This is a genomic window from Pseudomonas sp. PS01300 (assembly GCF_029960155.1).
Lineage (GTDB): Bacteria > Pseudomonadota > Gammaproteobacteria > Pseudomonadales > Pseudomonadaceae > Aquipseudomonas > Aquipseudomonas palmensis.
Window position 1 is genome coordinate 20,653 of sequence record NZ_JASCPN010000063.1, and the last position, 11,377, is coordinate 32,029.

General features: G+C 64.7%; 7 protein-coding genes and 2 tRNA genes. 6 read left to right on the forward strand and 3 right to left on the reverse strand.

Annotation, left to right across the window (positions count from 1 at the left end; translation table 11 throughout):
• The first annotated feature begins 442 nt into the window (after window positions 1-442).
• Window positions 443-1,135, forward strand: a complete 693-nt coding sequence (locus tag QMX96_RS22530) for a DUF1266 domain-containing protein (RefSeq protein ID WP_043860023.1) — start codon at window positions 443-445, stop codon at window positions 1,133-1,135.
• The gene (locus QMX96_RS22535; protein WP_282362468.1) at window positions 1,132-3,846 is read left to right on the forward strand and encodes a molecular chaperone DnaJ; all 2,715 of its coding nucleotides are present in this window, start codon (window positions 1,132-1,134) and stop codon (window positions 3,844-3,846) included. The genes QMX96_RS22530 and QMX96_RS22535 overlap by 4 nt, the downstream gene beginning before the upstream one ends.
• Here the strand turns inward: QMX96_RS22535 and QMX96_RS22540 are convergent.
• Window positions 3,843-5,534, reverse strand: coding sequence for a molecular chaperone HscC (locus QMX96_RS22540; protein ID WP_054914674.1), 1,692 nt, complete (start codon window positions 5,532-5,534; stop codon window positions 3,843-3,845). The two genes, QMX96_RS22535 and QMX96_RS22540, sit on opposite strands and share 4 nt — an antisense overlap.
• Window positions 5,535-5,740: 206 nt before the next feature.
• Here QMX96_RS22540 and QMX96_RS22545 point away from each other — a divergent pair, with 206 nt between their 5' ends.
• The 3 genes from QMX96_RS22545 to QMX96_RS22555 all read left to right on the forward strand — a co-directional run bounded on the left by QMX96_RS22545 (window position 5,741) and on the right by QMX96_RS22555 (window position 9,846).
• Window positions 5,741-6,265: a sigma-70 family RNA polymerase sigma factor gene (locus QMX96_RS22545; RefSeq protein ID WP_043860021.1), complete on the forward strand. Its 525-nt coding sequence runs from the start codon at window positions 5,741-5,743 to the stop codon at window positions 6,263-6,265.
• Window positions 6,266-6,309: 44 nt separating this feature from the next.
• On the forward strand, window positions 6,310-7,272 hold the full coding sequence (locus QMX96_RS22550) for a FecR domain-containing protein (RefSeq protein WP_043860020.1): 963 nt from the start codon (window positions 6,310-6,312) through the stop codon (window positions 7,270-7,272).
• A gap of 108 nt (window positions 7,273-7,380) precedes the next feature.
• Entirely contained in the window at window positions 7,381-9,846 is a 2,466-nt protein-coding gene (locus tag QMX96_RS22555; protein WP_043860019.1) for a TonB-dependent siderophore receptor, read from the forward strand.
• Between the two features lie 163 nt (window positions 9,847-10,009).
• Here the strand turns inward: QMX96_RS22555 and QMX96_RS22560 are convergent.
• Window positions 10,010-10,086, reverse strand: a tRNA-Asp gene (locus QMX96_RS22560).
• A 16-nt stretch (window positions 10,087-10,102) separates the two neighbouring features.
• Window positions 10,103-10,178: transfer RNA gene (locus QMX96_RS22565), tRNA-Val, on the reverse strand.
• Between the two features lie 159 nt (window positions 10,179-10,337).
• On the opposite strand from QMX96_RS22565, the gene rdgC reads away from it, so the two are divergent.
• On the forward strand, window positions 10,338-11,258 hold the full coding sequence (gene rdgC, locus QMX96_RS22570; RefSeq protein WP_088514017.1) for a recombination-associated protein RdgC: 921 nt from the start codon (window positions 10,338-10,340) through the stop codon (window positions 11,256-11,258).
• Window positions 11,259-11,377 lie beyond the last annotated feature (119 nt).

The following is an 11,377-nucleotide window of genomic DNA, read 5'->3' on the forward strand; positions in this document are numbered from 1 at the left end:
TCGATTTTCGAGCTTATCCAGCATGGACAGAGACGCCGAAGGCCCCTTCCGCTCTTACAGCGGCTTACTTTTTTCTTGGAAAAAGTAAGCAAAACCGCTCCGTCCAGCATCCGGCCCTACGCTTCGCTACGGGTCCCCTCATTCCACCCACGCTCCGTGGGGCCGCGCCGTACGGGCATCCCTGCCCGTCGGCACTTTCCGGGCCATCCATGGCCCTACACCCCACTACACGCAGGGTCCATTCGGCCTCCTGAAGGACGGAAGATCAAAAGCAAAGCAACAGCAAGAGCAAGAGCAACAGCAAGAGCAAGAAAATCAGCACCGGTAGACACCACTGCCGAAAAAATCTGGATCCAATTGCCCCACCCGCCCCGCCTCTCTACAATCCGCGCCATTACGGTCGACCCCGCCCATTCCCCGTCGACCCCGGAGCCTTCTATTCATGGAAGAGATTGAACAGCACTGGCTGTACGCCCTTTCTGCACCCATGGCCGCCCTCAACGGCGCCAGCCTCACCTCCCCCCGTTACTTCGAAGCCGAAGGGGACCTGGACCTGAAAAAATGGTGGGGCATCAACAACCGCCGCGAGCTGCTCGACATGCTGCGCATGGCCGACACCGGCCACGCCGAAAAACTCAACGACGCCTACTGGCAATACCCTCGCCGCCAACCCAGCCAATGGCAGGCACTGCTTGACGAGCTGGGCCCGCGCGAGCGCGCCAATTATGAATTTGCCGCACGCACCTATGCCGATTGCGGCTTCGGCGGCACCCGCGCCTGGGACCTGGGCCGCATGGGCTACCTGCTGCGCGCCGGGGTGTTCGAGAACCTGATCACCGAGCCCGAAAGCCTCTGGCTGCACAGCCGCCTGGCCCTGCGCGCACGCCACTTCTACAACAGCTGGGACACCTACATCGCCGGCTACATGTTCGGCAAATCGCTATGGAACTGCTCCAGCCATGACGACGACGTCTACCCCTACCGTATCGACCGCCAGGGCGCCGAGCACTGGAACCGCTGCATCATCATGAACATGCTCAAGCGCGGCAAGGCACTGTTCGCCAGCCTGCCCTGGGACCTGCCGCTGGACTACCCGCCCCGGCCCGATTCGCTCGAGGAGGGCACCTGGTCATGAGTTGCTGGATAAAGCTGGGCATCGAGCCCACCAAGGACCAGGACGTCATCCGCGGCGCCTACCGCGCCCGCCTGCCGGAGTTTCACCCCGAAACCGACCCGCAGGGCTTCCAACTGCTGCGCCAGGCCTACGAGCACGCGCTCAAGCTCGCCACCCGCACGGATGACGAAGACGACGAAGAGGACGAGGACGTCGGCGAAGAACAGGCCTACGCAGAACGCCCGCCGCGCCCGCCTCGCGTGCACCCGGTCATCGCCACCTTCGCCCGCATGCTCGCCGACCCGGCCCGGCGCTACAACGTCGATGCCTGGCAGGACTACTTGCGTGAGCTCGACCAGTTGCCCCTCGAAGAACTCGAGGACGTCAGCTGGGAGCTGCTGTGGCGCCTGGAAGAAGCCGGCCAGCTGTCCAATGCCTGCGTGCAGGTACTGGCCAAGCGCCTGGCCTGGGACAAACAGTTGCTGCGCCTGGGCTTCGAAGAGGCGCAGGAAGTCGAGACGCTGCTGGCTCGCTTCGCCGCCCCCGACCCGTTCGACATGCGCCTGATGAACGACTGGTCTACGGCTGCGCAGTTGGAAACCCTGTGGTACCTGCGCAGCCTGGACCACCTCTACAACAACCGCCCGCTGTTCGAACTGGCCGCTTTCGCCCGGGAACACACCGTGGTCGCCCTGCCCCCGGACGCCGCACTGGTCGAACGCCTGCTGCTGCAGATCGGCCAGGCCGGGGTGGCCAGCCCGAGCCTGTACGCGCTGTGCGTCGAACGCCAGGCGCTACAACCCGACGATGTCGACGCGCTGTACCAGCTGGCCTGCCAGGCCAGCCTGCTGGGCAAGGAAGAAGAAGCGCTGTCGTGCTGGAGCCGCCTGTGGCTGGAATTCCGCCACCCGGTGGCCGCCCGCGAGCTGCTGGACCTGTGCACCGCGCACCAGCCGCAACGCCTGCCGCTGATGACCCAGGCCTTCGACCGCCTGGCACCGGTGCGCACCTGGCCCGACGACCTGAGCGAAGACGAACAGACCCTGGGCAGCCCGGCGCAGCGCCCGGAAACCCTGACGCGCTGGTTCCAGGCCGCGCGCCTGGAACTGGACGGCATCGCGGGGCAGTTCGTCGACTGGCGGGCCACCGATGAGCGTGAGCTGGAACTGCTCGCCAGCCTGATCGACGAACACCCGGACCCGGCCCTGCAGCGTCTGTACCGTCACGCCTGGGCCCTGCACTGCGGTGACGCCGCGCTGTTGCAACAGGTGCTCGACGAACCGAAAAGCAGCCACCTGATCGATGAACTGATCCTCGACGGCTTGCGCTACCAGGCCCAACAGCAACTGGCCTGGCTGCAACAGGCGCCGATCCCCCTGGCGATCCAGGCGTTCCTGAACAGCAACTCGCCGCACCCACAACTACCCGACGTGCTCAAGGACGGCGCCACCACCCTGTGCCGCGACTGGCTGCGCCGCCTGCGCGCCTACGACGGGCGCACCCTGGCCCGCCTGCACGAGACCTTCAGCCCGCGCGCCATGATGCCGGTACCGTTCGGCCTGGAGATGCAATGCGAGCTGGGCGCCGCAGGCGTGGTGCTGCCTCCCGCACCGGCCGGCGCCGAGTTGTGGCACTGGCACCGCCAGGCACTGTTCATGCTGGCCTTGGCCCAGGCGCCACAACGCTGGCTGGCGCTGGTGACGCCGAGCATGCTCGACACCCTGCAGTGCCCACCCGGCCATCCGTTGGCAAAGGTCCATACCCTGCTGCTGAACCTGCTGCAGGAACAAGGCAACCTCGATGGGCTGTTGGGCTGGCTGGACAGCCGCGACCCGCTGCAAAAAGCCATTGCCGACAGCCTGCCCGCGCCGGACCAGGCCCTGAGCAGTGCGCGCCTGCCCAGCACGCTGGCGTTGCTGGCCAGCTACCAGAAGGACGAAGAGGCCTTCGCCGACGACCTGCTGGGCATGATGCTGTTCTGGGCGGTGCTCTACCACGACCCGGCACTGGATGCCGAACAGCACCGCGTGCTGCTGCGCACCATGGCCGACATCTCCAGTGAAGAGCCGTGGTTCGAAGCCTTTCGCAGCGGCCTGATCAAGGGCGAGCCGAGCCGGCCGCCGCGCGAGAAACTCGATGCCTACGGCATGGACAGCGCGGTGTTCTACCAGGTCATGGATACGCTCAAGGGCCTGATCCGCTACGGCCGTGTCGGCGTACCGCGCCTCAAGGTGCTCAAGCAGCTGCAAAAGGCCAAGGATGACCCCAGCACCGGTATCGGCCTGCGCTTTGCGCTGACCGCGGTGTTGTCCTGGTGCGAGCGCCTGCTGCTGGCCCAGGCCGATCTTCAGCCAGTATCGCCCTGGGCCTTCTGGCGCTGGAACACGCGCCTGGGCCGTGGCGCATTCGTCGGCCAGCTGATGTTGTGGTTCTTCGTCACCCTGGTGCTTGCCATCACCTCCAGCGATGCGCCCGAGGCCATGGTCAAGATCGGCCTGGGCCTGGCCCTGCTGTTCGGCACCTGCCTGCGCCGGCTGCACGACATCGGCCACGGGATCGTGGTGATGGTGCTGCTGGCTGCGCTGTCGGTAGCGCTGCCGTTCCTGCCGCTGGTGCTGGTGGTGATGCCCGGCGACGTGCTGCCCAACCGCTGGGGCGTGTCGCCGGAGCATCATGACCCCGACGCTCTCAGCGGCGGGCTGCAGGCTGTGCTGCGGCGCCTGATCGGCTAGAGGTTGAGTGCGTCCAGCGCCTCGTTCAACTGCTGGCGCTGGCTGGCGATCAGGCTGGACTGCTGGGTGGCCAGCACCTGGCTGAAATCGCTCAGCCAGGTGCCGATCTGCTCGCGCTCATCGCCCAGGCACTGCATCCAGGCGCGCTCCAGGCGCGCCGTCAGGGTGCGGTTGGGCAATGCATCGCGCGGGTGGATCTTCAGCCCGGCCAGGCGCTGATGGCTGTTCTGGCGCGCCTCTTCATCCAGCCCGGTGGGGCTGCGGTCGATGCTGTGGCTGTGGCGCTTGCCGGTGTCCACCAGGGTCACGTCGACTTCGAGCAGGCCGTTGATGTCGTAACTGAAGCGGATGTCCAGTGACTGGATCTTGTCCATCGGGGTCAGCTCGACGACGAAGCTGTCGATGAAGATGTTGTCACGCACCCACGGCCGCTCGCCCTGGTAGACCTCGACGTTGATGGTCTTCTGCTGCTCGTGGGAGGTGTAGAAGCGCTGCACCCGCGAGGTCGGTATCACCGTGTTGCGCTCGATGATCGGCGAGAATACCCCGCTGATGTTGGCGCCGCGGGTGGTCTCGATGCCCAGGGTGTAGGGGCATACGTCGGTCAGGATCAGCTCTTCGATGGCCGAGTCGCGGGCCTTGCAGGCCGCCTGGCTGGCAGCGCCCAGGGCGACGATGGTGTCGGGGTCGAGGTGGCGGTACGGCAGTCGGCCGAACAGCTTGGCCACCATCTGCTGCACCACCGGCATGCGCGTGGCACCGCCCACCAGCACCAGGCTGTCGAGGTCGCGCGGGCTCAGCCGCGCGTCGCGCAGGGCCTGCTCGATGGGCGCGCGCACCCGTCCCAGCAGCGGCTCCCAGATCGTCTGCGCGCCCAGCTCGTCCAGGGTCCACTCGCGGGGCTCGCCGGCACCCTTCCAGTAGACCGTCTGCGGGCCTTCGCCCAGCTTGCACTTGAGCAGTTCTATGCTGTCGTACAGGCTCGCCAGCGCCTGCGGTTCGACGCTGGACAGGGTCATGCCCCAATCCTTCAGGCAGGCCTGCAGCAGCGCTTCGGTGAAGTCTTCGCCGCCAAGAAAGTTGTCGCCGGTGGAAGCATGCACCTCGATCAGCGGCAGGGCGTATTCGAGCACAGTGACGTCGAAGGTACCGCCCCCCAGGTCGAAGATGAGGGTGCGCTCGAATTTCTGCTCGTGCAGGCCGTAGGCCATGGCGGCGGCGGTCGGTTCGTTGATCAGGCGCTGCACCTTGAGGCCCGCCAGCTCGGCGGCGAACACGGTGCGCTTGCGCTGTTCATCGCTGAAATAGGCCGGCACCGAAATCACCGCCTCGTGCACCGCGCAGCCCAGAAAGGCCTCGGCGTCGTGCTTCAGCGAGCCCAGCACCAGGGCCGAGAGCTCTTCGGGGCTGAATGCCTGCCCGCCCAGCTCCAGTCGCTTTTCGCTGCCCATGAAACGCTTGAATGCCGCGACGCTGCGATCGGGGTGGGTGGTCAATCGCGAACGGGCGGCGCGCCCCACCAGGATGCTGCCGTCGTCATCGATACTGACCACCGAGGGGGTAAGCACCTCGCCAAGGGCATTCGGGATCAGTTGGGCACGGCCTTGCTGCCATACGGCGATCAGGCTGTTGGTGGTGCCCAGGTCAATGCCCAGCAAGGGCGCGGCGGCGGGGGTTGCATCCTGCATATGAGGTCTCTGGCAGTGGTCGTCATCGGCCAGCGGCCGGAGCTCGCCCGGCCTGCTGAAAGGCGCCCTACTTTAACTGAACCCCCCACCTCGACAAACAACGAATGCACACACGGCGAAAAAGGCCTGACCTGTAAAAAAACATATCTATGATAGTCATTCTCATTTGAGATAAGCTTGCGCATTACGTCGCACGAGCACAATGGATGTCCACCCCAACCTCCGCCGTCAACCCGCTGGTCAGCGCCTTCCAGGAGCATTACGCCGACCTTCTGGCGTTTCTTGCACGGCGCATGGGCAATGTGGAAAAGGCCGCGGACGTGGCCCAGGACACCTACCTGCGACTGGCCAGCCTGTCCGATACGGCGCAGATTCTCGAACCGCGTGCCTTTGTCTTTCGCGTTGCCAGCAACCTTGCCATCGACCGCCTGCGCCAGGAACAGCGACGCTCGGCGCTGCATGACGACGTCAGTGACAACCTGGACGTCTGCGACCCCCTCGCCTCCCCCGAGAAGCAGTTCCTGGCTGCCGAAGCGATCGAACAACTGGACCGCAGCCTGGCCCAGTTGCCCAGCAAGGCGCGCCTGGCACTGCTGCTCAATCGCCTCGAAGGCTTGACCCATGCACAGATAGCCGTGCGCCTGGACGTGTCCGAAAGCACGGTGGGCAAGTACATTGTGCAAGCCATGCGGCACTGCCGCGATTGGCTACGTCAGTCGGAATCTATTTAGAATGCCCGGTACGCCCCCTCTGAAGGTTTCAGCAGCCCCTCATCATGACTAGACCCAACCCTTCCCAACCATCCCCTGTCGAGCTGGAGGATCAGGCCATCGAGCAGTGGGTGATGCTGATGTCGGGGAATGCCAGCGAGTCGGATCATGCCGCGTTTCGCCAGTGGCGCCAGCGCAGCCCGGCGCACGAAGCAGCGGCGCGGCTGGCCGAGCAGATGTGGCACGGGGTAGCGCAGACGGCCACCGCGCAATCCTTCGTGCCGCCAGCGCCCCAACGCCGTGCAAAACCCTTGCGATGGGCTGCGCTGGCCGCCGGGCTGGCGGTGCTGGCCGTGACCCAGTTGGGGCAGCCAATGAAGGTGTACATGGCCGACCAGTCGACCGCCGTCGGCGAACGCAGACACCTGGTGCTGGAGGACGGCAGCGAGGTCTGGCTCAACAGCGCCAGCGCACTGTCGGTGCGCTATTCGTCCACGCGTCGCGATATCGACCTGATCAAGGGCGAGGCGCTTTTCCAGGTCAGCAAGAACCCGGCGCGTCCATTCGTGGTGCATGCCGCCGCAGGCACGGCCCAGGCACTGGGCACCCGGTTCGACGTGAACCTGCTCGAACAGCAGGTGCGGGTCGGCGTCAGCGAGGGTGTGGTGCAGGTAACGTCCGGTGGCCAGAGCGCGCGCCTGGAACCGGCCCAGCAACTGGACTATGCCCAGGGCCTGCCACCGTCCTCCACGCGCCCGCTGGACCTGACCAGTGATTCGGCATGGCAGCGCGGCAAGCTGATCTTCAATCGACGCCCACTCGACGAGGTGGTCAGCGAAATCGGGCGCTATGTACCCGGCGCACTGGTGGTGACGGGGCAATTGCCGAGCACGGCGGTGAGCGGGGTGTTCAACCTGGACGACGGTGCCCAGATGTTCAGTACCCTGGCGCGCACCCAACCGCTGCGGGTCGTGCAACTGCCGTGGCTGACCCTGGTGATGAACCGCGAGAGCGTCGAAGAAAAATAAATCCGGATTTTGTTGGCAAGGTTGACGGCAATGAATCGTCGTTGGTTTGAACGCGAATACTTCTCATAAATATCGCTTCTTACCAACATTTGATGACGGACGATTTCAATGCAGGCGCTTTCCAACGCTTTTCCGTTCAGTGGCCGTACCCTGACGCTGGCCATCGCTCTGACCCTGGGTGGCGGGGTGCCGCTGACCCTGCCGCTGGCCCACGCAGCCGAAACCACCACGCGCCTGACCCTGAACCTGGCGCCCCAGGCGCTGGACCGGATGCTCACTCAACTGGCCGACCAGGCCAACGTACGTCTGGTGTTCAACTCCAGCGACCTGGCTGGCCGGTCCGGTCCGGCCCTGCAGGGTGCCTTTACCCTGGCCCAGGCCCTGGACCGGTTGCTGCAGGGCAGCGGCCATACCTGGCAGTTGCTGGACGGTCAGACCCTGGTGCTGGAAAAACTGCCTGCCGCCGATGCGTCCGTGGTGCTGGGCGCCACCAACATCGACAGCCGCGCAACCGAATCGGCCTACGGCCCGGTCGACGGGATCGTGGCCAAGCGCAGCGCCACCGGCTCCAAGACCGACACGGCCCTGAGCGAGATCCCGCAGACGATCAACGTCATCACCCAGGACGAAGTGAAGATGCGCGGCGCCCAGTCGGTCACCGAGGCCCTGCGCTACACCGCCGGCATGACCGGTGGCGGCTTCGCCGACCGGGTGAAGGTGTTCGATGAACCCACCTCCCGCGGCTTCTCCCCCACCCCGCTGTACCTGGACGGCCTGCACCTGCCCTACAGCGGCGGCAGCACGGGTGGCTCGCTGCAGATCGACCCCTACACCCTGGAGCGCATCGAAGTGCTCAAGGGCCCGGCGTCGGTGCTGTATGGCCAGAACCAGCCGGGCGGCATCGTCAACATGGTGAGCAAGCGCCCCACCGCCACGCCGCTGCATGAAGTGGTCATCGGTGGCGGCAGCTACGACCGCAAGTACGGGGCCTTCGACCTCGGTGGCCCGATCGACGATCAGGGTCAGTTCCTCTATCGCCTGACCGGCGTGGTCAACGACAGCAACTCGCAGATCGACTACGCCGACCAGAACCGCATGCTGCTGGCGCCCAGCCTGACCTGGCTGGCCAACGAGCGCACCACCGTCACGGTGTTCGGCCAGTACCAGAAAGACCGCGACACCCCGGAAGCCCAGGGCCTGCCGGCCAAGGGCACGGTGTACAGCACCGCCAACGGGCGCATCAGCCGCAGCCTGTTCATCGGCGAGCCGGGCCTGAACAAATATGACCGCGAGCAGTTCGTGGTCGGCTACGAGATCGCCCACGAGCTCAACGACACCTGGACCCTCAAGCAGAACGCACGCTACGCCGACCTCGACGACCGCTACGTCGCGCCACTGCACGGCTATTCATTCGGCCCCAACCCGGTCACCGGCGCCAACGACTTCAGCTATCAGGCAGACCGCTTCGGGGTGGACTGGGCGCAGCACAACCGGGTCTACGGCATCGATAGCACCGCCCAGGCCAAGTTCAAGACCGGCGAGCTGGACCACACCCTGCTGCTGGGGGTGGACTACTACCACTTCAACTCCGAGTTCCTCGGCCGATACGACCGTCGCGGCCCGGGCATCGACCTGTACAAGCCGGTCTACGGCAGCAAGTTCACTTTCACCCAGCCTTACCGCTGGGACAACACCATTACCCAGACCGGCCTGTATGCCCAGGATCAACTGCTGTGGAACAAATGGTTCCTGACCGTGGGCGGCCGCTATGACTTTGCCGAAACCGACAACAAGACGCCGCTCAACGGCGGCCACACCAACCAGAAGGATGAAAAGTTCACCGCGCGTGCGGGGCTGGGCTACTCGTTCGACAACGGTGTGACGCCCTACGTGAGTTACGCCGAGTCGTTTTTGCCGCTGTCCGGTGTCGACGCCAACGGTTCGGGTTTCGACCCCACCAACGGCAAGCAGTATGAAGTGGGCATCAAGTACGAGCCCAGGTCGATCGACGGTTTCATCCAGCTGTCCGCCTACCAGATCGACCAGGACAACATGCTGACCAACGACCGCGACGACCCGAGCCTGAGCGTGCAGAGCGGCTCGGTGCGTTCGCGTGGTGTCGAGCTGGAAGGCAAGGTCAATGTCACCGACAACCTGAGCGTGCTGGCTGCGGTATCACGCAACCAGATCAAGTGGCGCAGCATCAACGACGGCCGCGAAGGCCGTACCCTGGCCATGCAGCCACCGCTGACCGCTTCGGCGTGGGTCAACTACGACTTCGACGTTTCCACAGTACTGGCCGGGTTCGGTGTGGGCCTGGGCGCGCGCTATGTGCGCAGCAGCTACGGTTCGGACTACGTGGGCGACTCTTTCCAGATTCCGTCCTACACCGTGTATGACGCCATGGTGTCCTATGACCTGGAAAAATCGCCGCTGCACGTCAAGGGCGTGAAGCTCAAGGCCAACCTGCAGAACCTCACGGACGAGAAGTACGTGGCGGCCTGCAATGGCGGGCTGGACTGCTATTACGGCGAAGGCCGCACCCTGAGTGCAGACGTGACCTACAACTGGTAAGACGGCGCGAGGCTGTCTGGAAAAGGCGCCCTCAGCGGCGCCTTTTTCGTTGTTGGAGGGGGATGCGTGGCAGGCGCGGCCAAACGCCAGGCACAAAAAAAGCGACCCTAAGGTCGCTTCGTTTGTGGCTTCAGGGAGTTCAGTGGGCCCTGAAGCTAATATATGGCGCAGCGGACGGGACTCGAACCCGCGACCCCCGGCGTGACAGGCCGGTATTCTAACCGACTGAACTACCGCTGCGCGATACACTGAGAAGTGGTGGGTGATGACGGGATCGAACCGCCGACCCTCTGCTTGTAAGGCAGATGCTCTCCCGGCTGAGCTAATCACCCTTCGTCTCGGTGTGGCGCGCATTCTACGGAGCACCTCACACTCTGGCAAGCACTTTTTTAAAATTATTTTTCAGGCCTTCCAATGACTTAGCGGGCTTGGCCTGAACACGCCGCTCGGAGAATAATGCCCTCCTTATGTACCGAGGAGAGATGCACCCCATGTGGTTCAAAAACCTGCTGCCCTACCGCCTTACCCAGGACATCCAGTTCGACGCCGAGGCGTTGGAAACCGCACTGGCCAGCAAGCCGGCGCGCCCCTGTGCCAGCCAGGAGTTGACCACCTACGGTTTCGTCGCGCCCTTCGGCAAAGGCGAAGATGCGCCCCTGGTGCATGTCAGTGGCGACTTCATGCTGATCGCGGCACGCAAGGAAGAACGCATCCTGCCTGGCAGCGTGGTGCGTGATGCGGTCAAGGAGAAGATCGAAGAGATCGAAGCCGAGCAGATGCGCAAGGTCTACAAGAAGGAGCGTGACCAGATCAAGGACGAGATCATCCAGGCCTTCCTGCCTCGCGCCTTCATCCGTCGTTCGATGATCTTCGCCGCCATCGCGCCCAAGCAGGGCCTGATCCTGGTCAACTCGGCCAGCGCCAAGCGTGCCGAGGACCTGCTGTCGACCCTGCGTGAAGTGATGGGCTCGTTGCCGGTGCGCCCGGTGACCGTGAAGATCGCCCCAAGCGCGACCCTGACCGACTGGGTCAAGTCGCAGAAGGCTGCGCCCGACTTCTATGTGCTGGACGAGTGCGAGCTGCGCGACACCCACGAAGACGGCGGCATCGTACGCTGCAAGCGCCAGGACCTGACCAGCGACGAGATCCAGCTGCACCTGGGTACCGGCAAGGTGGTGACGCAGCTGTCGCTGGCCTGGCAGGACAAGCTGTCGTTCGTGCTGGACGACAAGATGGTGATCAAGCGCCTGAAGTTCGAAGAGCTGCTGCAGGACCAGGCCGAGGAAGACGGCGGCGAAGAGGCCCTTGGCCAGCTCGATGCCAGCTTCACCCTGATGATGCTGACCTTCGGCGACTTCCTGCCGGCGCTGTTCGAAGCGCTGGGTGGAGAGGAGATCCCGCAGGGGGTCTGATCGTCTGCTCTCTATATAGCTATGTAGAGGCCTTGCGGGCCTCATCGCGGGTCAAGCCCGCTCCAACAGGGTCGCTGCAATCCTTGTGGGAGCGGGCTTGACCCGCGATGGGGGCGCCG

Excerpts from the sequence above, each read along its gene's own strand:
- rdgC (WP_088514017.1), top strand. The coding sequence starts at position 10,338 with ATGTGGTTCAAAAACCTGCTGCCCTACCGCCTTACCCAGGACATCCAG.
- QMX96_RS22555 (WP_043860019.1), top strand. The coding sequence starts at position 7,381 with ATGCAGGCGCTTTCCAACGCTTTTCCGTTCAGTGGCCGTACCCTGACG.
- QMX96_RS22545 (WP_043860021.1), top strand. The coding sequence starts at position 5,741 with ATGTCCACCCCAACCTCCGCCGTCAACCCGCTGGTCAGCGCCTTCCAG.
- QMX96_RS22530 (WP_043860023.1), top strand. The coding sequence starts at position 443 with ATGGAAGAGATTGAACAGCACTGGCTGTACGCCCTTTCTGCACCCATG.
- QMX96_RS22540 (WP_054914674.1), bottom strand. The coding sequence starts at position 5,534 with ATGCAGGATGCAACCCCCGCCGCCGCGCCCTTGCTGGGCATTGACCTG.
- QMX96_RS22535 (WP_282362468.1), top strand. The coding sequence starts at position 1,132 with ATGAGTTGCTGGATAAAGCTGGGCATCGAGCCCACCAAGGACCAGGAC.
- QMX96_RS22550 (WP_043860020.1), top strand. The coding sequence starts at position 6,310 with ATGACTAGACCCAACCCTTCCCAACCATCCCCTGTCGAGCTGGAGGAT.